The organism is Pseudomonas sp. 18.1.10 (genome assembly GCF_024655625.1).
GTDB lineage: Bacteria > Pseudomonadota > Gammaproteobacteria > Pseudomonadales > Pseudomonadaceae > Aquipseudomonas.
On sequence record NZ_JANLGL010000027.1, the window covers coordinates 1 to 25,246 of the forward strand.

Below are 25,246 nucleotides of genomic sequence, written 5' to 3' on the forward strand. Positions count from 1 at the left end.
CTTTGGGGCTTTTCCAAAGTGACCCGCCGTAAGGGCGGAACCATAAGTGGCCGTTGCCTAAAAAACGGATATGTACACAAACCAAACCAATCCCAGCCCATCATTGACCATCCCCCAAGCACTGCGTAGCCTTGCACCCTCGAGGTTCTTCAGCCCAGGCCGAAGCTAAGAAGGGAACGCGGTCCAAGCCGCGGCTGCCCCCGCAACTGTAAAGGGTTCATCTGACTGCCACGCCACTGCCAAACCGGCGGGAAGGCGCAATCAGCGCCGGTCGCAAGACCTGCAAGCCCCAAGCCAGGAGACCTGCCTCGCAACCGATTTTTCAATTCAACCGGGCGGGGTGATCCGGTGACGAAATCCGCTGCTGCGCGCCGTCGCAGGGCCTATCGTCCCGTATGCCCGCCCCCAAGGGCATCCGATGAAAACACTGGCCAAACTCCCCGTCACCATCGTCACCGGCTTCCTCGGCTCGGGCAAGACCACCTTGCTGCGCCATATGCTCGACAACGCCCAGGGCCGTCGCATTGCGGTGATCGTCAACGAGTTCGGCGAACTGGGCATTGACGGTGAAATCCTCAAGCAATGCTCCATCGGTTGCACCGAAGAAGAAGCCAATGGCCGTGTCTATGAGCTGGCCAATGGCTGCCTGTGCTGCACCGTGCAGGAAGAGTTCTTCCCGGTGATGCGCGAATTGGTCGCCCGTCGCGGCGATCTCGACCATATCCTCATCGAAACCTCCGGCCTGGCCCTGCCAAAGCCTTTGGTACAAGCCTTCCAGTGGCCGGAAATCCGCAGCGCCTGCACGGTTGACGCGGTAATTACCGTGGTCGACAGCCCGGCCGTGGCTGCCGGCACCTTCGCCGCGTTCCCGGATCAAGTCGACGCCCAGCGCAAACTCGACCCGAACCTGGACCACGAATCGCCACTGCACGAGCTGTTCGCCGACCAACTGGCCAGCGCCGACCTGGTGATCCTCAACAAATCCGACCTCATCAGTGCCGAAGACCTGGCCCGCGTGCGCCTGGAAGTGGCCGAAGAGCTGCCGCCAGCGGTCAAGATCATCGAAGCCAGCAGCGGTCGCCTGCCGCTGGACGTGTTGATCGGCCTGGGCGCCGGCTCCGAGGAACACATCGACGGCCGCCACAGCCATCACGATCATCACCATGAAGGTGAAGACGATCACGATCACGACGCCTTCGATTCGATCTCCATCGACCTGCCGCAAGCCGACGAAGCGCTGCTGCTCGACGCCTTGACCCAGTTGGTGGTGCAGCACGGCATCCTGCGCGTCAAAGGCTTTGCCGCGATCCCGAACAAGCCGATGCGCCTGCTCATCCAGGGCGTGGGCACGCGTTTCGACAAGCACTTCGACCGCGCCTGGGCAGCCGATGAAGCACGCATCACCCGCCTGGTGCTGATCGGCCAGGACCTCGACGCGGCGGGCCTCGAAGCGCAACTGCGCGCCGCCCTCAGCGTTTAACCCATGCACCTGCTCAGGACCCAGCCCGGCGGCTTTGTTTCGGACGACAATATTGCCGACCTTGGCCAAACTCCCGCTGAACTGGTGATCCTGTGCAGCGGTGATTCCAGCCTGGCGCTGCTGGCCGAAGCGGCGCAGCAGTTGCCCGACGACTACCCGAGCCTGCGCCTGGCCAACCCGATGCAGGTGCAGAACCACGCTTCGGTCGACCTGTACGTCGATGAAGTGCTGCGCCATGCCAAGGTCATCCTGATCTCGCTGCATGGCGGCATCGGCTATTGGCGTTATGGCATCGAGCGTCTGGTGGAGTTGGCCGAGCGCGGCGTGCGACTGATCCTGGTGCCTGGGGATGATCGCCCGGACCCGGAACTCAGCGGCCTGAGCACCGTCGGTGTGGCCGAGCGCGACCGCTTGTGGCACTTCCTGCGCCAGGGTGGCTTGGGCAATGCGCTGGATTTCTATCGCTGCCTGGCCACTACGTACCTGGGGCGCGACTACGCCTGGGCCGAGCCGCAAACCTTGCCGCGCACGGCGATCTATCACCCGCACAAAGCCAACGCGCGCCTGCACGACTGGCAAGCGGACTGGCACGCCGAATGGCCGGTGGCGGCGGTGCTGTTCTATCGCTCCCATTTGCAGGCGGCCAATACCGGGTTTGTTGATGTGTTCTGCCAGCGCTTGCAGGCGGCGGGCCTTAATCCGCTGCCGATGGCGGTGGCCAGTTTAAAAGAGCCTGGCTGCCTGACGGTGGTCGAGGACCTGCTGGATGAGGTGTGCGCGGCGGTAATCCTGAACACCACCGGTTTTGCCCAATCCAGCCCTGAAGCGCCGCACTTGCGCCCGTTTCGCCGCAATATCCCGGTGATCCAGGCGATTTGCGCCCAAGACAACGAACCGGGCTGGCAGGCCAGCGAGCAGGGCCTCGGCCCGCGGGATTTGGCGATGCATATTGCCTTGCCCGAACTGGACGGGCGCATCATCAGCCGGCCGATCAGCTTCAAGGACCTGGCCTGGCGCAGCGAGCGCAGCCAGTCGGATGTGGTGTGTTATCGCGCCGCGCCCGAACGCATGGATTTTGTCGCCGAGCTGGCGCGGCGTTGGGTCGAATTGGCGCGGGTGCCCAATCGCGAAAAACGCATTGCGCTGATCCTCGCCAACTACCCGACCCGCGATGGCCGGATCGGCAATGGCGTCGGCCTGGACACACCGGCTGCGGCGTTGAATATCCTGCGCGCCCTGCAAGCCGAAGGGTATCCGCTGCCTGCCGACTTGCCGCAGAGCGGCACGGCACTGATCCATGACTTGCTCGGCGGCGTGACCAACGACCTCGACAGCCTCGACCTGCGCCCGTGCCACCAAAGCCTGGGTCTTGACGACTACGAGGCGATGTTCAAGCGCTTGCCCGAAGCCAACCGCCAAGCGGTTATAGAGCGCTGGGGCACGCCCCACAATGATCCGATGTACCGCGACGGCCGCATGATGATCGCCGGCCTGCGCCTGGGCCTGACCTTCGTTGGCATTCAGCCGGCGCGGGGTTACCAGGTGGACGCCAGTGCGGTGTATCACGACCCGGACCTGGTGCCGCCCCACGGCTACCTGGCGTTCTATTTCTGGCTGCGCCATACCTACGGCACCCACGCCGTGATCCACGTCGGCAAGCACGGCAACCTGGAATGGTTGCCGGGCAAGGGCGTCGGCCTGTCACAATACTGCTGGCCCGACGCGCTGCTGGGGCCGTTGCCGAATATCTACCCGTTTATCGTCAACGATCCAGGCGAGGGCGCCCAGGCCAAGCGGCGCACCCAGGCGGTCATCATCGACCACCTGATGCCGCCGCTGACCCGTGCCGAAACCTACGGGCCATTGCGCGACCTGGAGCTGTTGGCCGACGAATATTACGAAGCACAGTTGCTTGACCCGCGCCGCGCCCTTGAGCTGCAAAAAGACATCCTCAAGCTGGTGCGCGAAACCCGTATCGACCAGGAACTCGAGCTGGATAACGATGCCGACGCCGCCATCTGGCTGCCGCGCCTCGACACGTACCTGTGTGACTTGAAGGAATCGCAGATCCGCGACGGCCTGCATATCTTTGGCGAGTCGCCCGAAGGCCGTTTGCGCATCGACACCTTGCTCGCGTTGCTGCGTATCCCCCGTGGCGATGGGCGTGGCGCGCAATCGAGCTTGCTGCGGGTATTGGCCAAGGCGTTCGAGTTGGGCTTCGATCCGTTGGATTGTGCCCTCGCCGAACCCTGGACCGGCCGCCGCCCGCAGGTGTTGCAAACCATAGATTTGCAGTTGTGGCGCACCGCCGGGGACACCCGTGAGCGTCTGGAATTGTATGCGGCGCGGTTGATCGAGCAGGCACTGCAAGGCCCGCTTGAGCAGTTGGAAGAACCCGGTTGGGAGGACGTGAAGGCCGTTATCGAGAGCCTGCGCATCGTCGTCGCGCCGCGCCTGGATGCCTGCGGCCCGGCCGAAATGCGTGGTTTGCTGGATGCCCTGGGCGGCCGTTTTGTGCCGGCGGGGCCAAGCGGTGCGCCGAGTCGCGGGCGTTTGGATGTGCTGCCCACCGGGCGCAACTTCTTCACCGTGGACGTGCGCAACCTGCCGACCACCACGGCCTGGCGCATCGGTTTCCAATCCGCCAACCTGATTCTTGAGCGGCACTTGCAGGACCACGGGGATCATTTGCGCCAACTCGGCTTGTCGGTATGGGGCACTGCCACCATGCGCACCGGTGGCGACGATATCGCCCAGGCCATGGCGCTGATGGGCGTGCGCCCGGTGTGGGCGACCGGCAGCCAGCGAGTGGATGACTTTGAAATCCTGCCGATCAGCCTGCTGGACCGTCCGCGAGTTGATGTAACGCTGCGGGTGTCGGGCTTCTTCCGTGATGCGTTTGCCAACCTGATCCGCCTGTTTGATGCGGCAGTGCAGGCGGTGGCGGCGTTGGATGAGCCGGACGACATGAACCCGCTGGCCGCCAAGGTGCGCAGCGAGCGGGCCGCGTTGATCCAGTCCGGCCTGGACGAAGAGGCCGCCGCGAAACAGGCCGGCTGGCGCATCTTTGGCGCCAAGCCCGGCGCCTATGGCGCGGGCGTGCAGGGCGCAATTGATGGGCGCTTGTGGCAAAGCCGCGAGGACCTGGCCGAGGTGTACCTGAACTGGGGCGGTTATGCCTACGGTGGCGCCGACGAAGGCACCGCCGCCCGTGAACAATTCGCCCAGCGCTTGAGCCAGGTGCAGGCCGTGTTGCAGAACCAGGACAACCGCGAGCACGACCTGCTCGACTCCAACGACTACTACCAATTCCAGGGTGGCATGCTCGCCGCCGTGGAAACCCTGAGCGGTGACAAGGCCGCCAGTTACCATGGCGACCACAGCCAGCCCGACCTGCCGAAAATCCGCACCTTGAAGGAAGAGCTGAACCGGGTGATCCGTTCCCGCGCCGCCAACCCCAAGTGGATCGAAGGCGTGAAGCGCCACGGCTATAAGGGTGCGTTTGAAATGGCCGCGACCGTGGACAACCTGTTCGCCTTCGACGCCACCACCGCGCTGATCGACGATCACCAATACGCCTTGCTCGCCGACGCTTATTTGCTCGACCCCGACACCCGCGCCTTTGTGCAACAGCACAACCCCGATGCCCTGCGCGACATGACCGAACGCATGCTTGAAGCCCAGCAGCGCGGCATGTGGCAAGAGCCTGGGGCCTACCGCGAAGCGTTGGAAAACCTGTTGCTGGATATAGAAGAAGACAGCTGATGACTGAGATCCCCCATTTCCCGCTGTCCGCCGTGGTCGGCGCCGACGAATTGAAACTGGCGCTGTGCCTGACCGCCATCGACCCGAAGATCGGCGGCGTGCTGATCGAAGGCCCGCGCGGCATGGCCAAGTCCACCTTGGCGCGGGGCTTGGCTGACCTGCTGGCCAGCGGGCAGTTTGTCACCCTGCCATTGGGCGCGACCGAAGAACGCCTGGTCGGTACCTTGGATCTGGACGCTGCGCTGGGCGAGGGCCGGGCGCAGTTTTCGCCGGGCGTACTGGCCAAAGCCGATGGCGGTGTGCTGTATGTGGATGAAGTCAATCTGCTGGCCGACCACCTGGTGGACCTGCTGCTGGACGTAGCCGCCAGCGGCACCAATCTGATCGAGCGCGACGGTATTTCCCATCGCCATTCGGCACGTTTCGTACTGATTGGCACGATGAACCCGGAGGAGGGCGAGCTGCGCCCGCAACTGCTCGATCGCTTCGGATTCAATGTAGCCTTGAGCGGGCAGACCTTGCCGACGGAGCGCGGGCAGATCATCCGTCGCCGCCTGGACTTCGACAGCGATCCGGTGGCGTTCTGCGCGCAGTGGGCCGGGCAGCAAGCCGCTTTACAGGCGCGTTGCACCGCGGCGCGGGCGCGGCTCGATGCCATCGAGTTGGATGACCAGGCCTTGGCGCAGATCACCGAGCGCTGTTTTGCCGCCGGTGTCGACGGCTTGCGCGCGGACCTGGTCTGGCTACGTGGCGCCCGGGCCCACGCGGCATGGCGCGGTGCTGATGCCATCGCCGAAGAAGATATCGAAGCCGTCGCGGAGTTTGCCTTGCGCCATCGTCGCCAAGCGCAATCTCCATCGGCCAGCCCACCGAACCCAGGGCAATCCCCCCAGCCCAGCGACACCTCGCCGGGCCAAGGCCAATGGGGCGACATGCCCGCACCCGCCTTGCCCACCGGCGCACGTCGGGAAGTCCCCACCTGGCCAAAAAAGCCCTAGGCATTCGCCCTCGACCTGACGCGGGGGCGGATGCCCGACCCAAGGCTGGACGATTGGATCACGGCAGGCAGGGTAAAGCGCGCAGCGCACAGCGAGGCTCGATCAACTGGCCCGGCACCTTGCTTGGCGGCCGCCCGCAGACGAGGGAGGAATTGCTGTTTCACCTGCGCAGTCGCTCGGCCCACGAATTGTGGCTGGTGATCGTCGACGCCTCGGCCTCCACCCGCCGCCATCACGCGTTGACCGACGCCAAGGGCTTGTTGGCCCAGTTGTTTGACGACGCCTATCGCCAACGCGCGCGCATGGCGTTGCTGACGGCCAGTGGGCAATCGCCAACGTGGCAGGTGCAAGGCCTCAAGGCCGCCAAGGGCCTGACCGGCTGGCTGGAACAACTGGGGGCCGGCGGCGGCACACCGCTGCTCGCAGCGCTGACCGAAGCTGGGCATTGGCTGGTGGCGCGGCGCAAGCGTTATCCGGCTGAGCAACAGCGGTTGCTGGTGATTACTGATGGGCGACTCAAGGCTATCGATGGGTTGCCGGTGTTGGAATGCCCTGGGTTGCTGGTGGATATCGAGCGCGGGCCGGTCAGGTTGGGGCGGGCGCAAGCGCTGGCTGCGGGGCTGAAGATTGATTACCGGCATATCGATGGTTTGTAGGTTTTGAGGGGCGATTGGGAAGGGTCGGTCTTTTAAAGTCGAATCTTCTGACATTCATCGTTGATAGCGACTCTTTACTCTTTGGGCTTTCACACGTTCAGGGGTAAAGGGATGAATTCCTGCGTATTGCCGACTTTATTTTCTGATATCAATCCGGGCAAAACCGCCAGCTTCAGTCTGCCCTTGCCCAAGATCAAATCTCAGCCCCCTCAACTGACCGAGCACACGTCTGTGCCCCCCGGGTTTTTCTTGCTGTTTTCTTTGCGAAACCAGGAGTGAAGCACCCCATGGCCAACTTGTTTTCCCGGTTTTTCGAGCTCTTCAACCCCGCTCGAAACACGCCGATTTACTTGCCCGAATTGCCCACTGCAGAGAGTCGCTCTAGTCAGTCAGATGCGCCCTCGTCAACACCGTTGCCACTGAAGAACTGGAGCCATCCCTTCAAGGATAAAACCCATCCGATTCTACAATTGACCCAACTGGCCAAGGCCGCAGCGGGTTACTACCCGGTAGGCCGCAACGGTCTGTGGCACGGCGGCGTGCATTTCGACGGCGGCACTGCAGGGACTCTGGATCAATCCGGCGTGCATTGCCTGGCTGATGGTGAAGTGGTGGCTTATCGCATCGATCAGCACTCGCCTACCACGACCTACTTCTTTGAAAAACTGACCGTACAAAAGCCGTTTTCACGCAACTTCGTGTTGGTTCGCCACCGCCTTGAAGCACCAAAAGTCGAGGGCAACACAGACACCCCGCCAAGCCTGGTCTTTTACAGCCTGTATATGCACTTGCGCGACTGGGCGGTGTACCAGACGGATCCAGCTATCGTACGGCCAGGATTCTGGCCTGAAGCGCAGGTGCGTCGGGTCAAGGTCACGGTAAGTGATGTCCATGCCGATTATCCCGGTCAGCAAGGTCTGAATGTGTACGGCCAGACTCGGCGTGGCAAGGCGCTGGCCATGCTGCTTCGGGGCGCGGAGGTGATGGTCAGTGGGGTGGGGGAATACCGTAAGTTGGAGGGCAGCGATGGGCCTGAGGTGCTGAAAGACGCGGAGGGTCGCCTGCAAGGTTATGTTGCCCAAGAGTATCTGGTCCCGTTTGGTGGGGGAGAGTATCGGGTCAAAGCCAGTTCACTGAATGTCCGGGCCGAAGCGAGTGCCAATAGCCGAGTCCTGATGCGCTTGCCCCAGGGCACGGAAGTCTGCGTCAGTGGTGAAGGCACCTTCCGCAAATTGGAGCGTGTGAACCAGTATGTTCACTTCGATTCCTTGGAGGGGGCACGCGAACCAGTAGCGGATCGCATCACCGTCCTTGACCCGCCTGTCGCCATCAAGGCCGCCGATTTGGTGGGTCACATCGGCCTGTATCAAGACTGTGCAGCCGATTACCCAGAGGAAAAACTGCATCTGGAAGTGTTCAGCAGTGATGATGTTGAAACGTTCATCGACGATTGCCGCGTCTGGGCCGGGCGATTGCCAACGACCAGCAAAACCTGGCTGAAACTTGCCAAGGGCAGCGTTGTGGTGGCGCATCAAGCGTCTTTCAGCGCAACCCAACCACCGACTCTGAACGCGGCCAGCACCGCCAGCGATGCCGATTTATGGGTGCCCAAAACCTTACTGGACGGGCTCCCAGCCGAGAAAAAAATCCAGGTAGCGGCGATGCCGGGTCGCGGGGCTTGCAACTGGTATCGGCTGGAAGGCCTGCTTCACGACGCAGACCGTAATCTGCTGGACGGTTGGGTTCGCGAAGAGGTCGGCGTCACCCCTTGGGTCAGTCCCTGGTCATGGGACGGCTACGAGGTAATCTTCAACTACGACACGCCTCGCCAGTCCCTTTCCTCCTTTCTCCGGGCGGCAAAGCGTTTCAGTCCTGAGCAAGTCGAACGTCATGGTGCCTTGGCGGACATGGCAGATAGCGGCCCGCTCAAGACGCGGCTCTACGACATGATCGACCGCAACCGCGATGGAAGCATGGGCGCCGAAGAGTTGCAGTCCGCGATGGCGTTGCCGGCGTATGCACAGTCACTGGCACAACTGATCATCTTTTATGAAAGTGAGTGGCGTCATACGCCGAGTAAGTGGGATGGGCTGGACGAGATATTGGGTCATAACGGCTCGACACCGCAGTTGAATTGGGTTACGGAGAAGGGGCGGATCAACGCGATGAGTTGGTGGGATAAAGTGGCGGCAGGGGTTGGGTTACCGGGGCATGGGCAGGTTTATCATTTGCATCCGGTGGGGTTAGGTGGACGTTTTAGGGGAGTGAGCGGACTTATTGATGTGGACGAGTTCTTAAAGTTATATGTATACGTCCATACAGCCTTCTCACCAGGAACGCGGCCGTTGAGTCAGCAGTCCGAGGGGAACCTGAGGAAAATATTAATTGCTATAAATACCTTTTATGAGCCTACTCAGCATGAGGCGAATTTGTATGAGGTGGCGTATATGCTCGCGACTGTCAGGCATGAGGCATATCATTTTCCTACGGGAGAGTATTTCAGCGAGAAACCGGAGGTGGGTGGAGTTTCTTACTTTAATAAATATGATCCGGTTCTTGCTTCTGATTCTGCGGGAAGAGAAAGGGCTAAATTAAATGGGAATACTGAGGAAGGGGATGGCTATAAGTATAGAGGTCGGGGCTGTGTGCATTTGACCTGGAAAAATAATTATCGAAAATTTTCTGATTTGTTAGGTGTTGATTTTGTTAAAGAGCCTGATCGGGCGGCAGTATTCGAGTACTCTATACCAATTATGATAGTGGGTATGACCAATGGGCTTTTTACGGGTAAAAAATTGGGCCACTATATTAATGCTCAAGGCGTGGACTATCTCTCGGCTAGGAAAATTATAAATGGTGTTGATGAGCAGCGCTTGATTGCTTCCTATGCTGGTGAATTTGAGGCTGTTCTTCGGAAGTCTTCCAGGTTGTCGTTGGAGTTTTAATGTGTCTAAAAGGTCAGGGGTTTTGTTTTTTTTTCTAGCTTGGTGTGATGTTGTTTTAGGCGGGATTTTGCCGGGGGTGCGTCCCGGAAGTGTCGTGTTATACGACGAGGGGCGTGAAAGAATATATGAAGATATAGTCGGAGATAAAGAAGGCTTTGGCCGTTCATTGATAAGTGTAAATGGGGCTTCTGCGCTGCATGTAAGCTCAAGGTATGACTACTTCTATACATTGGTAGTTCAAGAGGGGCGTGTGTTTGTCGATTGCGCGTATTTTGATGTGCGAAATTCTTACAATGGAGCAAAGGCGTCTGGAGGAGTATGTGGGCTGAATACGCCTCTGAATAATGATTATGATGAGATTGCCCAGGTTTACTCGAATGAATGGAGGTCTTCGATCTTTTCTTTTGATACTAGGGCGGTGGTTGAGAGTGGGCAGGGCAGGGACTTTTTGTTGGGGAGGATAGGGGAGGTTGAGATTTTTGATAGATATGTATCTGCTGATGCTTTGAAAAACGCATTACCTCAAAAAATCATTCGAAGTCGCTCGGGATGCTTCAACTTTCGCGAGGCTGTTGGTTTTCTGATTTTACTCGATAAAAATGAGTCAGGTTTCAAGTATCTTGACGTCCTGCGTTCAGAAGAACCTATGTTGCTTCAGCGGATGCAGGAACAGGACTTAAAGGATATAGCTGTGGAGAGGTGCCCTTGACGCCGCACAGTAAGTTTGGTTTCGCGCCGATATCAGTGCTGTTTGGCTGTGCGCCTTGAATAGCGGGTCCGCAAGCCTTTAAGCAATTAGGGGAAGTTGATGATGAAATCCCTGTTTCTGAATAGTGTACACACAAGGACTCAAAGACTTGGATGTCTCGCAGGGATGCTCCGGCGCGAAGTGTGTTTAACCACCCCCCGGCACATCCGGCCAAAGATCCGCCACCAAAAACAACCGCTCCGCCTCTTCCCAATCCTCACCCACCTGCACCATCCGCACCAACAACTGCGCCGGCGCCATCGGGTCTAGCGCTGCCAGCCAGCCTTGCATCTGCGCTTCACTCCACACATCACCCGCACCATAGTGCGCCGGCGCCAGCCACGCATGGCGGGGCAGGGGTTGCCAGCGGCCTGGCGCGCTGGTGCCGACAAAGTTTGGCCAATCCCGTTGATGCAGCCAGCGGCCGCGCAGGTGCTGCGGATGGGCGCCAGCCGGGGCTTGGGCCTGGCCGGGCCAGGGATAGAGTAAATACCCGCCCAGCCATAAATGTGCGTCGAACTGCTGGATATCCAGTGCGGCCAGTGCTTCGCGGCTTTCCGGGCGTGCGGAGATGGGCAACTGATGCTGGGCCAGATGCGCGAGCTTGCGGTCCAGCCGGTCATGGCATCCAGGCCCCAGCCACAAGGCGCTGTCCTGGCCGTTCCCGTCCTGCGGCCCGAGGTAGAGTTTGATCGCCAGTTCCAGGTGATGCACGCCATCGCGGTCGCGCAGGAGCATATCCAGTTCGCCCAGGGTATGCCCGCCACGGCGGATGGGCAGGTTGGCGGCCAGGAGTTCCACGCCCGGGGCATGCTGCACGGCGAATTGCCACAACCGCTCGTAGTACAGGCCCAATCGCCGGGAGCGGGACAGGCTTAGCCAGTGTTGCAAGGCGCGGCTGTCTTGATCGAGGTGACGCAGCCAGCGCTCAAGCAAATCCGGCGCTTGTACCCAATCGCTGCCCGCCAACGGATGGCGCTGTGGCCACGGTGTTTGCGCGAGCATCGGTGGGGCGAGCATCACCCACGCCAGATCGCGCACCTCAGGGTGGCGCAACTGGCGGGGCAGGTTGTGCAGATCCGGGAACACAGTCATGGTCCGAGCATAGCCGCTTAAGTGTCGCACGGGTGGCTGAGAACCATTGTCATCAAGGCTTCGCGGCGACAAAGGGTTTTGCCTGGCGCGGCCTTTCGCCCATAATCGCGGTTTTCCGCCACACCGCACATCCCGCAGGAGCCCCATGGAGCAATTTCGCAATATCGGCATTATCGGTCGCCTGGGCAGTACCCAGGTGTTGGACACCGTCCGCCGACTGAAAAAATTCCTGCTGGAACGCCACCTGCATGTGATCCTCGAAGACACCATCGCCGAAATCCTGCCGGGCCATGGCCTGCAAACCTCGTCGCGCAAGATGCTCGGCGAAGTCTGCGACATGGTCATCGTGGTCGGCGGCGACGGCAGCCTGCTCGGCGCCGCCCGGGCGCTGGCGCGGCACAACGTGCCGGTGCTGGGGATCAACCGTGGGAGCCTGGGGTTTCTCACCGATATTCGCCCCGACGAGCTGGAAGTCGAAGTGGCCAAGGTGCTCGACGGCCATTACCTGGTGGAAAACCGCTTCCTGCTGCAAGCCGAAGTGCGCCGTCACGGTGAGGCCATCGGCCAGGGCGACGCCCTCAATGACGTGGTGCTGCACCCGGGCAAGTCCACGCGGATGATCGAGTTCGAGCTGTATATCGACGGTCAGTTCGTCTGCAGCCAGAAGGCTGACGGCCTGATCGTCGCCACGCCGACCGGTTCCACTGCCTATGCGCTGTCGGCCGGCGGGCCGATCATGCATCCCAAGCTGGATGCCATTGTGATCGTGCCGATGTACCCCCATATGTTGTCCAGCCGGCCCATCGTGGTCGATGGCAACAGTGAGCTGAAAATCGTGGTGTCCAAAGACATGCAGATCTACCCGCAGGTGTCCTGTGACGGGCAGAACCATTTCACCTGCGCCCCCGGTGACACCATCACCGTAAGCAAAAAGGCGCAGAAACTGCGACTGATCCATCCGCTGGACCACAATTACTACGAAGTGTGCCGCACCAAGCTGGGCTGGGGCAGCCGCTTGGGGGGTGGAGGCGACTGATGCTCGATCCCGCGCGTAGCTACGACCTGATTGGTGACGTGCACGGTTGCGCTCATACCCTTGAGCACTTGCTCGACCAAATGGGTTACCAGAAGATCGGCGGCGTCTGGCGGCACAAGTCGCGGATGGCGGTGTTCCTCGGCGATATCATCGACCGTGGCCCGCGCATTCGTGAGGCGCTGCATATCGTCCACGACATGACCGAGGCCGGGCAGGCGCTGTGCATCATGGGCAACCACGAGTTCAACGCCCTCGGTTGGACCACCCTCGCGCCCCCCGGCAGTGGCAAGCAGTTCGTGCGTGAGCACAATCCACGGCATGCGCGGTTGATCCACGAAACCCTGACCCAGTTCGAGCACCACCCGGCCGACTGGCACGACTTCCTCGGCTGGTTCTACGACATGCCGTTGTTTGTCGATGCCGGACGTTTCCGCGTGGTGCACGCGTGCTGGGATGACGGCTTTATCGCGCCACTGCGTGCGACATTCCCGGACGGCTGCATTGACCCGCATTTCCTGCAGGCCGCCGCCGTGCCCGGCAGTTTTGCCTGCAACGCCTTTGACCGCTTGCTGCGCGGCACCGATATGCGCCTGCCGGATGGCTTGACGCTGACCGGTGGCGATGGGCTGACGCGCTCGTTCTTCCGCACGAAGTTCTGGGAGGACGACCCGAAAACCTACGGCGACATCGTGTTCCAGCCCGATGCACTGCCTGACCCGGTGGCACGTACGCCGTTGTCGTCCACGGAAAAGAATTCCTTGCTGCGCTACGGCGTCGACGAGCCGTTGTTGTTCGTCGGCCACTACTGGCGCAGCGGCAAACCGGCACCGATCCGCGAGAACCTGGCCTGCCTGGACTACAGCGCCGTGCTGTACGGCAAGCTGGTGGCTTATCGCCTGGACCAGGAAACCCGCCTGGATCCGAACAAATTTGTATGGGTCGACGTTGAGCGTCCCGAGGTTATCCAATGAGTACCGTGGCTGTATTGCGCTTGCCCCTGAGCGTCGATTTGGGCGGTTTCGTCCAACTGTTGCAGCGCATGCAAGTGCCCCATCGCGTCAGCGAGGAAGCGGGCGAGCAAGTGCTGTGGGTGCCCGAGACCATCAGCGACGACGTGCGCGTGCTGTATCAACGCTTTCCCGCCGGCGACCCGGACCAGCAGCTGGACATTCCCGAACAGCCGCAAGCGCCGGTGACCCGCCCAAGCTTTGTCCAGCAGGTACGCCACAGCCCGGTGACGGCGCTGGTGTTGCTGGCGAGTATTATCGTCGGCGCCGTGACCTTGCTCGGTGACAACCTGCAAGCCATGGCCTGGCTGACCTTCCTGCCGTTTCGCATCCTGGGCGAGTACATCCAGTTCACGCCGCTGGCCGACACCCTGGCATCTGGGCAGTGGTGGCGGTTGGTTACGCCGATGCTGATCCACTTCGGCATCCTGCACCTGGCCATGAACGGCATGTGGTACTGGGAGCTGGGCCGGCGCATCGAAGTGCGCCAGGGCAGTATCAACCTGCTGGGCCTGACCCTGTTGTTCAGCCTGGTCTCCAACTACGCCCAGTACGCTTACGGCGGCCCCGGCCTGTTCGGCGGTTTGTCCGGCGTGTTGTATGGCTTGCTCGGGCATTGCTGGATCTTTCAATTACTTTCGCCAAACCCGGCGTATCGCCTGCCCCGTGGCGTGCTGGTGATGATGCTGGTGTGGCTGGTGCTGTGCCTGTCGGGCCTGGTCTCGATGATCGGCTTCGGCGAAATCGCCAACGCGGCCCATGTCGGCGGCCTGGCGATCGGTTGCCTCACCGGTTTGCTCGGCGGTTTGTACAACCGTCGCAAAGCTTCTATTTGATAAGGAAGAGCTTATGTCCTCTTTTGCTGAAATGATCGAAAACATCACCCCGGACATCTACGAGAGCCTCAAGCTCGCCGTGGAAATCGGCAAATGGTCCGATGGCCGCAAGCTCAGCGCCGAGCAGCGTGAACTGTCGTTGCAGGCGATGATCGCCTGGGAAATCCAGAACCTGCCGGAAGACCAGCGCACCGGTTACATGGGCCCGCAGGAATGCCAGTCGAAATCGACCACTGTGCCGAACATCCTGTTCAAGTCGGATGCGATCCATTGATTGAAATCGGTCGCGGTGCAGTCAGCAAAATGTCGGCGCAACTCGGTGAGCCGACCGTTCAATACGCGTTTCGCCTGGGCGATACCGAGGTGCCGGTCAACCCGTTGATCGGCAGCCATATCCGCCTGGAATACCTCGGCGCCATTCATTGCAGCCATTGCGGCCGCAAGACCAAGACCAGCTTCAGCCAGGGCTATTGCTACCCCTGCATGACCAAGCTGGCCCAGTGCGACCTGTGCATCATGAGCCCCGAGCGTTGCCATTACGACGCCGGCACCTGCCGTGAGCCGTCCTGGGGTGAGAAATTCTGCATGACCGACCACGTGGTCTACCTGGCCAATTCGTCGGGGATCAAGGTCGGCATCACCCGTGCCACCCAGCTGCCGACCCGCTGGTTGGACCAGGGTGCCAGCCAGGCGCTGCCGATCATGCGCGTGGCCACGCGCCAGCAGTCCGGCTTCGTCGAAGATGTGTTTCGCAGCCAAGTGGCCGACAAGACCAACTGGCGCGCACTGCTCAAGGGCGATGCCGCGGCGGTGGACCTCAAGCACGTGCGCGATGAGCTGTTCGCGTCCTGCGCCGAGGGCATCAGCGCCTTGCAGGAGCGCTTCGGCCTACAAGCCATCCAGCCAGTGACCGACATCGAGCCGATAGAAATCCGCTACCCGGTGGAGCAATATCCCGCCAAGATTGTCAGCTTTAATCTGGACAAGAACCCGATTGCCGAAGGCACGCTGCTGGGGATCAAGGGCCAATACCTGATCTTTGACACCGGCGTTATCAATATCCGCAAATACACGGCCTACCAGCTCGCCGTGCATCAGTAGAAGGATTGCAAGCATGCGCACCGAACAACCGAAGATGATTTACCTCAAGGACTATCAGGCGCCGGACTACCTGATCGACGAGACCCACCTGACCTTCGAGTTGTTCGAGGACCACAGCCTGGTCCACGCGCAGCTGGTGATGCGCCGCAACCCTGAGCGTGGCGCCGGCTTGCCGCCGTTGGTGCTGGATGGCCAGCAACTTGAGCTGTTGAGTGTGAACCTGGCTGACCAGGAACTGACGGACGCTGATTACCAGTTGACCGACAGCCACCTGACCGTGCAGCCAAAAAGCGCGACGTTCACCCTCGACACCACGGTCAAGATCCACCCGGAAACCAACACCGCCCTGGAAGGCCTGTACAAATCCAGCGGCATGTTCTGCACCCAGTGCGAGGCCGAAGGTTTCCGCAAGATCACCTACTACCTCGACCGCCCGGACGTGATGAGCACCTTCACCACCACGGTGATCGCCGAGCAACATAGCTACCCGGTGCTGCTGTCCAACGGCAACCCGATCGCCAGCGGGCCTGGCGAAGACGGCCGCCACTGGGCGACCTGGGAAGACCCATTCAAGAAGCCGGCGTACCTGTTCGCGCTGGTGGCCGGTGACTTGTGGTGCGTGGAAGACAGTTTCACCACCATGACCCAGCGCGAAGTCGCGCTGCGCATCTACGTCGAGCCGGAAAACATCGACAAGTGCCAGCACGCCATGACCAGCCTGAAAAAATCCATGCGCTGGGACGAAGAAACCTACGGCCGTGAGTACGATCTCGACATCTTCATGATCGTTGCCGTGAACGACTTCAACATGGGCGCCATGGAGAACAAGGGCCTCAATATCTTCAACTCCAGCGCCGTGCTGGCCCGCGCCGAAACCGCTACCGACGCCGCGCACCAGCGCGTCGAGGCCATCGTCGCCCACGAATACTTCCACAACTGGTCGGGCAACCGCGTGACCTGCCGCGACTGGTTCCAGCTGTCGCTCAAGGAAGGCTTCACCGTCTACCGTGACTCGCAATTCTCCGCCAACATGAACTCGGCCACGGTCAAGCGCATCCAGGACGTGGCTTACCTGCGCACCCACCAGTTCGCCGAGGACGCCGGCCCGATGGCCCACGCGGTGCGCCCGGACAGCTTTATCGAGATCTCCAACTTCTACACCCTGACCGTGTACGAAAAGGGCTCGGAAGTGGTCGGCATGATCCACACCTTGCTCGGCGCCGAAGGTTTCCGTAAAGGCAGCGACCTGTACTTCGAACGCCATGACGGCCAGGCCGTGACCTGCGACGACTTTATCAAGGCCATGGAAGACGCCAACGGCGCCGACCTCAGCCAGTTCAAACGCTGGTACAGCCAGGCCGGCACGCCACGCCTGGCGGTGAGCGAGTCCTACGATGCGGCGGCAAAAACCTACAGCCTGACCTTCCGCCAAAGCTGCCCGGCCACCCCGGACAAAGTGGAAAAACTGCCGTTCGTGATCCCGGTGGCGCTGGGCCTGCTGGACGGGGAGGGCGCCGGCATCGCCTTGCGCCTGGCCGGTGAAGCCACTGCGGGCGACACCTCCCGGGTGATCTCGGTGACCGAAGCCGAGCAAACCTTCACCTTCGTTGACATCCCTGAGCAGCCGTTGCCGTCGCTGCTGCGCGGTTTCTCGGCGCCGGTGAAGCTGAGCTTCCCGTATAGCCGTGACCAGCTGATGTTCCTGATGCAACACGACAGCGACGGTTTCAACCGCTGGGATGCGGGCCAGCAACTGGCCGTGCAGGTATTGCAGGAGTTGATCGGCCAGCATCAGGCAGGCCAGCCGCTGGCGCTGGATCAACGCCTTGTCGACGCGTTGCGTACCGTGCTGCGCGACGAGACGCTGGATCAGGCGATGGTTGCCGAAATGCTCTCGTTGCCGGGCGAAGCCTACCTGACCGAAATCAGTGAAGTGGCGGATGTCGATGCCATCCACGCCGCCCGTGAGTTTGCCCGTCAGCAGCTGGCTGAGCAGTTGTTTGACGAATTGTGGCAGCGTTACCAGGCCAACCGCGAGCTGTCGAAGAAAACCCCTTACGTGGCTGCCGCCGAGCACTTTGCCCGTCGCGCCTTGCAGAATATTGCGCTGTCGTACCTGATGCTCAGCGGCAAGCCGCAGGTGTTGGCGGCGGCGCTGGAGCAGTTCGATGCCAGCGACAACATGACCGAGCGCCTCACTGCGCTGGCGGTCCTGGTGAATTCGCCGTTTGAAGCCGAGAAGGCCCAGGCCCTGGCGGTGTTTGCCGAGAACTTCAAGGACAACCCACTGGTCATGGACCAGTGGTTCAGCGTCCAGGCCGGCAGCACGTTGCCGGGCGGGCTGGAGCGGGTCAAGGCGTTGATGGAGCACCCGGCGTTCACGCTCAAGAACCCGAACAAGGTGCGCGCACTGATCGGCGCATTTGCCGGGCAGAACCTGATCAACTTCCATGCAGCAGATGGCTCGGGTTATCGCTTCCTGGCGGACCTGGTGATCCAGTTGAACGGCTTCAACCCGCAGATCGCCTCGCGCCAACTGGCACCGCTGACCCGCTGGCGCAAATACGACAGCGCGCGCCAGGCGCTGATGAAGGCCGAGCTGGAGCGCATTCGTGCTTCCGGTGAGCTGTCCAGCGATGTGTTCGAGGTGGTCAGCAAGAGCCTTGCGTAACACCCATGGCGTTTGACTCACCCCGCGCGGCCTATCAGCACGCCATCGCCCAGCAGGGTTTCGTTGCCGATGAAGCCCAGCGTCGGGCGGTGGAGGCGCTGCAAGCCTGCCATGAAGCGCTGCATCAAGGCCGCTCGCCGATCACCGGGGTTTACCTGTGGGGCCCGGTGGGCCGTGGCAAAACCTGGCTGATGGACCAGTTTTACCAAAGCCTGCGGGTGCCTGCGCGGCGCCAGCACTTTCATCACTTCATGGGCTGGGTGCACCAGCGTTCGTTTCAGCTCACCGGCACCCAGGACCCCTTGCAGGCGTTGGCCCGCGAGTTGGCACAGGAGGTGCGCGTGCTGTGCTTTGACGAGTTGTTCGTCAATGACATCGGTGACGCGATCATCCTCGGGCGCCTGTTCCAGGTGATGTTCGAAGAAGGCGTGGTGATGGTCTGCACGTCCAACCAGCCGCCCGATCAGTTGTACGCGGGCGGCTTTAACCGCGAGCGTTTCCTGCCGGGAATCGCGGCCATCGAGCAGCATCTGCAGGTGGTGGCGGTGGACGGTGCTGAAGATCATCGCTTGCACCCCGGCCTGGGCGTGCAGCGTTACTGGGTGAATCAGCCCGATGCGCTGGGTGAGGTGTTCAAGCAATTGACTGAGGGGCAGGCCGTGCGCAGTGGGCCGGTCAGTGTCGGCTACCGCTCGATTGCTGCCGTGCAGTCCAGTGATCGTGTGCTCTGGTGCCGTTATGCCGACCTGTGCGAGCAGCCCCTGGCTGCAATGGATTTCATGCAGCTGTGTGATCGTTTTGACGCGATTCTGCTCGGGGAAGTGCCCAACCTGAGCGCGCAAAAACGCCCTGGGCGCATTGCGCGCGGCACCGAAGATGGTGCCCAGCGTGTCGAGGCGGGTGATCGCGAGTTGCCCGAGTTGTCGGTACACGATGACAGTGTGAGGCGCTTCATTGCCCTGGTGGATGAATGCTACGACCGCAAAGTGCCGTTATTCATCGAGGCCGAGGTGCCGTTGGAGTGCCTGTACACCGAAGGTTATCTGGAGTTTGCGTTTCGCCGCACGCTGAGTCGCTTGCAGGAAATGCAATTGCAGCGTTTTGGAGCGTAAGAAAAATCCCCGTAGCTACGCTGTTCACGCGTGTGCATGCGCAAAAGCACCGTATTTTCAGGCGAGAATTTGTAGTTAATCTCCTTCATCTATCGCCCGCGCCGCGCTTACAATCGTCCGCTTCAAAGGGAGATGACTCCCGTGCCGTCGCTATCGAGGAAGGAAATGGACACCCCAGACATTCTGGTTCTGCAAGCCAGCTATACCAATCCCGTGCACGCCGAGGCGATTAGCCTGGTGCTCAACCATTACGCCGAAGACCCGATGGGCGGCGGCCACAGCCTGCCTGCCGACCTGTTGCAGCAACTGCCTGGCGAGCTGGCCAAGCGCCCGCATGCGTTCAGCGTTCTGGCGTTTGTTGGTGGCGAGCCGGCGGGTTTGGTCAATTGCTTCGAAGGGTTCTCGACCTTTGCGTGTCGTCCGTTGGTCAACGTCCACGATGTGGCGGTGATGGATCAGTTCCGCGGCCTGGGTTTGAGCCAGAAAATGCTACAAAAGGTCGAAGAGATCGCCCGTCAGCGCGGTTGCTGCAAGATTACCCTGGAGGTGCTGGAGGGGAATACTGTCGCACAATCGGCCTACCGCAAGTTTGGCTTTGATGATTCCAAGTTTGATCCGGCACACGGGCGCATGCTGTTTTGGAATAAGACTTTGTAATTGGTTAGTTACTGAAGGTACAAAAAAAAGGCGCCAGAATCTGGCGCCAAGTTACCCTGGTCAAAGGAGCGGAATGACAAGGGTGTTACGTGTTAATTAACTTTTCGGTTGTGGCTCATCGCTGTTTTGAACAGTAGGCACTGTTTTTGGGTTCTTCACATTAGTGGCAGCCGTTTGTTCGGCCTTGCTATCCTGCTGGTCTTGCATGAATTTGAAATTGGCATAGAACTCCCGCGAACGCTCGGCGCCACCTTCAGCAAAGGCAGCGGCAGAGGTCAGGGTCATCAGGCCGGCAAGCATCACAGTAGAGAGTTTCATCGTCGGTATTCCCATAAGTTTTTGATCGGCGTCTGTTCGCTTGTTCAGACTCGTGGGGGCGATTATGTGGAGGCTTTATTAAGTGAGGCTTAACTGATTGGCCGCGAAACTTAACGCGGTCGTTAAGTTTCGCGGTGCCTCAGGTGCGGGGTTTAGAGTTTCCAGTCCAGAGCCAGCGTAATAGAGCGCGGGTCGCCCCAATACACGCCGTTGTAGAAACCGACGCGTTCGTAATATTTTTTATCAAATACATTGTTTACGTTAACGGATGCCGAAACGTGCTCGTCGAACTGGTAGCGCGACATCAGGTTGACCACGGTGTAGGCCTGCTGGGTGATCTTGGCGCGTTCGGTGTTCAGGTAGCCTTCCGTGTCCCGGCCGCCACTTGGGCGATCGGCGAACTGGTAGAAATCGCTCTGCCAGTTCACCGCGCCACCCACGGTCAATCCGCGCCATTCGCCGGGCAGGCGATAGGATGTGGAAACCTTGAGCATGTTCAAGGGTACATTGGTGTTGCTGCGCTGCTTGTCACCGTTCCGCGAGTGGGTGTAGCTGTAGCCCGCCGTGAGGTTCCAGTCCGGCATGACCTCGCCTGACACTTCGGCTTCAAACCCTTGCACTTTGCTGCCTTTGCCCCCCGAGGTGTAGAACTGCTCGCGAGTGATGGGGTCCGGTTTGGCGGCGTTATCCAGTTCGGCGACGTTGTCCTGGGTGCTCCAGAAATACGCGGCCGCCAGGTTCAGGCGTTCGTTCAACAGGCTGCCTTTGAGGCCGACTTCATAGTTGCTGCCGACCACGGGTTCAAGGTACTTCCTGCTGACGTCACGCACGCTTTGCGGGTTGAAGATGTCGGTGTAGCTGGCATACACGGTGTACTCCGGCGTGATGTCGTACAGCAGGCCGGCGTAGGGGGTCCACATGTCGTTGTGGGTCTGGCGGGTTTTAGGCGCGCGGGTCAACTGGAAGTTGGCGTCATACTCCGGCGAGACGCTTTCGATGTCCCAACTGCCATATCGGCTGCCCAGAACCGCATGCAGTTTTTCGGTGAGGCTCAAGCGCGTGGCCAGGTAGCCGGCTTTTTGTTTCTTGCGCGAGTGTTCGCCTTGCAGGTGGGTGGTGCGGTCGGGGAATTTGGCGATGCCGCCCATGTGTTTCCAGTCTGCGATGTTCTCGTACCCATCTGGTGTTTCAAAACGCTGGTAGGGCGACGAGTCGCGCTGCTCGGATTCGCCGTAACCCACCATCAATTCATGCTCGCGACCCAGTAGCGCATAGTTGCCATTGAGATTCAGATCGACCACATCCATCTTCGACGTGCCCACCATCTGGTTGGTCCAGGCGGTCATGCCACTGCCATCGGGGTTGGGAAAACCCGAGCCGCCGTAATACACCTTGCCGTCGGTGTCGCTTTGCCGGTGGGTGTAGGCGGCCTTCAGGCGCCAATCCGCAGACAGTTTGTGGTCGATGGAGGCGAAGGTGGTCTTGTCCTTGAGCGGCCAGGAGCTCCAATCGGCCGCCAGGTTGGCCGAGCGTGAGAGCCGGGCCTTGCTGCCATCGCTGTTCCAATAGGGCAGGGTGCCCCAGGAGCTGCCCTGCACATGCTTGTTCTGGTAATCAAAGCCTACGGCGACCACGGTGTCGTCCGTCAGGTCGCCTTCGAGAATGCCGTAGCCGACTTCCCGTTGCAGCGCGTAGTTATCGCGGAAGGACTTGCTGTCACGGTACGCCAGCACCGTACGCCCGCGCAGCCGACCGTCAAATGCCAGCGGCCCGCCCACATCCAGGTAGCTGTAGTAATTGTCATGGCTGGCGCCGCTGACGCCGGTCTGGGCTTGCCACTGGGCGGTGGGGCGCTTGCGAATCATGTTGACCGTGGCCGAAGGGTTGCCCGCGCCGGTGGTCAGGCCGGTGGCGCCACGGACCACTTCAATGCGGTCGTAGATGATGGTGTCGGCGTCTGACTTCATGCGCCCGAAGGTGTTGAGCATGCCGTCGATCTGGAAGTTATCGATCCCGTAGCCACGGGATGAATAGCCCGCGCGATCCGAGTCCAGATGCTGCACGGTAACGCCCGTGGTCTGGCGCAGTACGTCCGTCAACGTATTGAGATTGAAATCATCCATCTGCTGGCGCGTCACCACCGAGATGGATTGCGGGGTTTCCTTGATGGACAGGTTCAAGCGCGTGGCGGTGCTCATCGAGCCCGTGGTGTAGGCGCCTGTGTGCTCGGTGGTTGCGCCCAGGCCTTCGGCGGTGATGCTGGTGCTGCCCAGCTCCAAGGCCTTGGTTGGTGCGGGTTCTGGCTCGGTTTCAGCTAGCAGGCCAGGGCTCAGCACGATGCTGGACAGGCCAAGGGTGAGGGTCATGGAACGGGTGAAAGGCGCGAACATCGCGGAAGACTCCTTGTCGTCTTTGCGGCCTTCTCGGTAAGAAAAGGCCATGGATCAAAGACGAAAGGAGCGACGGAACTTTAGAGCCAGATGAGAATGATTGTTATCTTTTTGTTACAAGCCAACGATTACTTGACCACTACATCCGTGGGTTCGGCCTTCTTCGGCTTTATCAAGCTGAAATCAATCAACGGTTTCTGCTGGCGCAGGTACGGGTTGCCGATCATCTGCGGGCGCGCCTTGAAGCTGTCGCTGACCAGGCTTTTGCTGCGGTCCAGCTCGTCGAAGCTCAGCCCGGCCAGGTCGGCCCAGGTATGGATCAACTGCGAGCTGCTGTAAGGGCGCTGCAAGTCGCCGGCAAAACTCCAGTCGTGGCTCTCGCGCCATTTCGGCGAGGCGTAGGCCATGAAGGGAATGGTGTACATCGGCGCCGTCGGCTTGCCTTCGTTGCGCCCCAGGGTGGTGTGGCCGGCAGAGTCGAAGACGTCTTCACCGTGGTCCGACAGGTACAGCAGGAAGCCGTTGGGGTCGGTCTTGGCGTAATCCTTAATCAGGCTCGACACCACGAAATCGTTGTACAGCACCGCGTTGTCGTAGCTGTTGTAGGTCGGCAACTGATCGTCACTGACCCCGGCCGGCACGCCTTGGCGATCGGTGAATTTGTCGAAGGTCGGCGGGTAACGGTACTGGTAGCTCATGTGCGTGCCGAGCAAGTGAATCACGATGAACTTGCGCTCGGCCGGGTCGGCCAGGGCCTTGGCGAACGGTGGCAGCACGTCGCCGTCGTACTGGCGGGCATTCTGGTTGCGGTTGTTGTTGAGGTAGACCTGTTCGTCAGCCTGCTCGGAGAACGTGGTCAGCATGGTGTTGCGCTTGGTCATGGTCTGCTGGTTGGTGATCCAGTAGGTCTTGTAGCCGGCTTGTTTCATCACGCTGACAATGGACGGCGTCTTGAGGTACAGGTCCGGGTTCTCTTCGTCGGCGAAGGTGAGGACCTGTTGCAGCGCTTCAATGGTGTAGGGGCGTGGGGTGATGACGTTGTCGAACACCGCCAACTGGTCACGCAGCTTGTCGAGTTCCGGCGTGGTGTTGCGCGGGTAACCGTAGAGGCTCATGCGCTGGCGGTTGGTGGATTCGCCGATCACCAGGACCAGGGTCGAGGGTTGGCCGGCCATGTTGTCCTTGAGGTTGCGCAGCGGCGGGATCTGGCTGGCACTGTCGAGCATGCCTTGCATGTTGTCCAACTGCTGGGTGTAGCGGTGGTAGGCGACGATCATCTGCCACGGCACGGCCGGCTCGATCCGCGCTTCGAAGCGGTCGATGGCGTCTTCCATGGTGTCGCTGCGGGCGATTTGCTTGACCAGCGGGTAGCCGACAATCGCAATCACGATGGCGGTAGCCGCCACCAGCGCCTGGCCACGTGGCAGGTAGACCGGGCGTACACGGGACCAGAGGAAAACGGCCAGGGCGGTGTGGGCAATGAACGCCAGCACGATCCACCAGGCGAAGTATTGGGTGGCATATTCGCCGGCTTCAGAGATGTTCGACTCGAACATGATGAAGATGACGCTTTGGGAGAATTCCTGCTGGTAGATGAAGAAATAACCCAGGCTGGCCATGGAACAGGCCCACAGCACCACGCCGATCAAGGCGGCGAGCAAACGGGTGTAGCGCGGGAATACCAACAGGGGCGCCAGCCACAGCGCACTCATGAAGAATGCCTGGCGAAAGCCCGCGAAACCGGAAGTGCCGGTCAGCAGGATTAGCAGTTGGGTAATACCCGAGAAATACCAGAAAAACAGGAACAGCCAGCCAAGGCCGGCCCAATCAAAGCCTTTCGCAGACTTAGTGCTGCGTTTGAACATCGCCATCCAGCGCTCCAACCCGGTGATTTTTCAGTTGTGCGCAGGAATGCACGCAACAGAGGCCACCCTTGCATGGGGTGGCCCTTGGGGGCTGGAGTATCGGGAAGGGGGTGTGAAAACTTCGTGAGTTTTTTGTAAGGATTGCCTTACAGGGCGCTTAACGCCGGGGTCGAGGCCTGATCGAGCTGGGCTTGCAGGTGCGAGCGCAGGCGCAGGACTTCCTGCTGCAATTGCTCACGCTCATTCTTCAGCTGGCGCAACTCATCGCGACGGACAGTGACGTAGAGGGTCTGTGGAGGGCGGGTCATCTGTGCTGTGCTCATTGCTTGCCTCGCAAATAGCCGGTAGATCGCGGTGCCAGAACGCTTGATTCGAGGTTCTCGGCATCAGTCGGGAGCAAGTCTGAATTCTTTTTCGCGGCAAGGGAACTTTTTTATTTTTGATGGTCGTGTGACTTTCACTGCCGTGATGGTGAAACGATGGCTACTTTTTTGTCATGAAACTGAATGGATCTGCACAGTTCTCATCCTCATTAGCCTCATTGCGCTATAAACTATGTCACACAT

At 60.4% G+C, this 25,246-nt stretch carries 19 protein-coding genes and 1 riboswitch; of the genes, 14 read left to right on the top strand and 5 right to left on the bottom strand.

Annotated elements, in window-relative coordinates; translation table 11 throughout:
- Positions 1 to 125 precede the first annotated feature (125 nt).
- Positions 126 to 326, top strand: a riboswitch (cobalamin riboswitch).
- 92 nt (positions 327 to 418) lie between these two features.
- The 6 genes from cobW to NUV89_RS07350 all read left to right on the top strand — a co-directional run bounded on the left by cobW (position 419) and on the right by NUV89_RS07350 (position 10,553).
- Positions 419 to 1,480, top strand: a complete 1,062-nt coding sequence (gene cobW, locus NUV89_RS07325; RefSeq protein ID WP_017738595.1) for a cobalamin biosynthesis protein CobW — start codon at positions 419 to 421, stop codon at positions 1,478 to 1,480.
- A gap of 3 nt (positions 1,481 to 1,483) precedes the next feature.
- Positions 1,484 to 5,245 (top strand): cobaltochelatase subunit CobN, encoded by a 3,762-nt coding sequence (gene cobN / locus NUV89_RS07330; RefSeq protein ID WP_257780781.1) that lies wholly within the window; start codon positions 1,484 to 1,486, stop codon positions 5,243 to 5,245.
- Positions 5,245 to 6,243 carry an ATP-binding protein gene (locus NUV89_RS07335; RefSeq protein ID WP_257780782.1) on the top strand — a complete coding sequence of 333 codons (999 nt, stop codon included), beginning with the start codon at positions 5,245 to 5,247 and terminating at the stop codon, positions 6,241 to 6,243. Before cobN ends, NUV89_RS07335 begins: the two co-directional genes overlap by 1 nt.
- 53 nt (positions 6,244 to 6,296) lie before the next feature.
- On the top strand, positions 6,297 to 6,899 hold the full coding sequence (locus tag NUV89_RS07340) for a VWA domain-containing protein (protein WP_257780783.1): 603 nt from the start codon (positions 6,297 to 6,299) through the stop codon (positions 6,897 to 6,899).
- Between the two features lie 287 nt (positions 6,900 to 7,186).
- The gene (locus NUV89_RS07345; protein ID WP_257780784.1) at positions 7,187 to 9,844 is read left to right on the top strand and encodes a hypothetical protein; all 2,658 of its coding nucleotides are present in this window, start codon (positions 7,187 to 7,189) and stop codon (positions 9,842 to 9,844) included.
- A gap of 1 nt (position 9,845) precedes the next feature.
- Positions 9,846 to 10,553 carry a hypothetical protein gene (locus NUV89_RS07350; RefSeq protein ID WP_257780785.1) on the top strand — a complete coding sequence of 236 codons (708 nt, stop codon included), beginning with the start codon at positions 9,846 to 9,848 and terminating at the stop codon, positions 10,551 to 10,553.
- A gap of 186 nt (positions 10,554 to 10,739) precedes the next feature.
- On the opposite strand, the gene NUV89_RS07355 is transcribed toward NUV89_RS07350, so the two are convergent.
- Positions 10,740 to 11,687 carry a DUF1853 family protein gene (locus NUV89_RS07355; RefSeq protein ID WP_257780786.1) on the bottom strand — a complete coding sequence of 316 codons (948 nt, stop codon included), beginning with the start codon at positions 11,685 to 11,687 and terminating at the stop codon, positions 10,740 to 10,742.
- A 145-nt stretch (positions 11,688 to 11,832) separates the two neighbouring features.
- Between NUV89_RS07355 and NUV89_RS07360 the strand changes: the two genes are divergently transcribed.
- The 8 genes from NUV89_RS07360 to NUV89_RS07395 all read left to right on the top strand — a co-directional run bounded on the left by NUV89_RS07360 (position 11,833) and on the right by NUV89_RS07395 (position 20,107).
- A complete protein-coding gene (locus tag NUV89_RS07360) occupies positions 11,833 to 12,723 on the top strand; it encodes an NAD(+) kinase (protein ID WP_003217892.1) in 891 nt (296 codons plus the stop codon).
- On the top strand, positions 12,723 to 13,694 hold the full coding sequence (locus tag NUV89_RS07365; protein WP_257780787.1) for a metallophosphoesterase: 972 nt from the start codon (positions 12,723 to 12,725) through the stop codon (positions 13,692 to 13,694). Before NUV89_RS07360 ends, NUV89_RS07365 begins: the two co-directional genes overlap by 1 nt.
- Positions 13,691 to 14,566 carry a rhomboid family intramembrane serine protease gene (locus tag NUV89_RS07370; protein WP_257780788.1) on the top strand — a complete coding sequence of 292 codons (876 nt, stop codon included), beginning with the start codon at positions 13,691 to 13,693 and terminating at the stop codon, positions 14,564 to 14,566. The genes NUV89_RS07365 and NUV89_RS07370 overlap by 4 nt, the downstream gene beginning before the upstream one ends.
- 13 nt (positions 14,567 to 14,579) lie before the next feature.
- On the top strand, positions 14,580 to 14,840 hold the full coding sequence (locus tag NUV89_RS07375) for a YeaC family protein (protein ID WP_017738604.1): 261 nt from the start codon (positions 14,580 to 14,582) through the stop codon (positions 14,838 to 14,840).
- Entirely contained in the window at positions 14,837 to 15,667 is an 831-nt protein-coding gene (locus tag NUV89_RS07380) for a DUF2797 domain-containing protein (RefSeq protein ID WP_257780789.1), read from the top strand. The genes NUV89_RS07375 and NUV89_RS07380 overlap by 4 nt, the downstream gene beginning before the upstream one ends.
- Before the next feature lie 13 nt (positions 15,668 to 15,680).
- Entirely contained in the window at positions 15,681 to 18,338 is a 2,658-nt protein-coding gene (gene pepN / locus NUV89_RS07385; protein ID WP_257780790.1) for an aminopeptidase N, read from the top strand.
- A 5-nt stretch (positions 18,339 to 18,343) separates the two neighbouring features.
- Positions 18,344 to 19,450: a cell division protein ZapE gene (zapE, locus tag NUV89_RS07390; protein WP_257780791.1), complete on the top strand. Its 1,107-nt coding sequence runs from the start codon at positions 18,344 to 18,346 to the stop codon at positions 19,448 to 19,450.
- A gap of 165 nt (positions 19,451 to 19,615) precedes the next feature.
- Entirely contained in the window at positions 19,616 to 20,107 is a 492-nt protein-coding gene (locus tag NUV89_RS07395) for a GNAT family N-acetyltransferase (RefSeq protein WP_257780792.1), read from the top strand.
- A gap of 96 nt (positions 20,108 to 20,203) precedes the next feature.
- Here NUV89_RS07395 and NUV89_RS07400 read toward each other — a convergent pair whose 3' ends face one another.
- The 4 genes from NUV89_RS07400 to NUV89_RS07415 form a co-directional block, all read right to left on the bottom strand.
- On the bottom strand, positions 20,204 to 20,425 hold the full coding sequence (locus NUV89_RS07400) for a hypothetical protein (protein ID WP_257780793.1): 222 nt from the start codon (positions 20,423 to 20,425) through the stop codon (positions 20,204 to 20,206).
- 152 nt (positions 20,426 to 20,577) lie between these two features.
- Entirely contained in the window at positions 20,578 to 22,815 is a 2,238-nt protein-coding gene (locus NUV89_RS07405) for a TonB-dependent siderophore receptor (RefSeq protein WP_257780794.1), read from the bottom strand.
- A 128-nt stretch (positions 22,816 to 22,943) separates the two neighbouring features.
- The gene (locus NUV89_RS07410) at positions 22,944 to 24,686 is read right to left on the bottom strand and encodes a phosphoethanolamine transferase CptA (RefSeq protein ID WP_257780795.1); all 1,743 of its coding nucleotides are present in this window, start codon (positions 24,684 to 24,686) and stop codon (positions 22,944 to 22,946) included.
- A gap of 140 nt (positions 24,687 to 24,826) precedes the next feature.
- Positions 24,827 to 25,003 carry a DUF6026 family protein gene (locus NUV89_RS07415; RefSeq protein ID WP_256204497.1) on the bottom strand — a complete coding sequence of 59 codons (177 nt, stop codon included), beginning with the start codon at positions 25,001 to 25,003 and terminating at the stop codon, positions 24,827 to 24,829.
- Between the last annotated feature and the right edge of the window lie 243 nt (positions 25,004 to 25,246).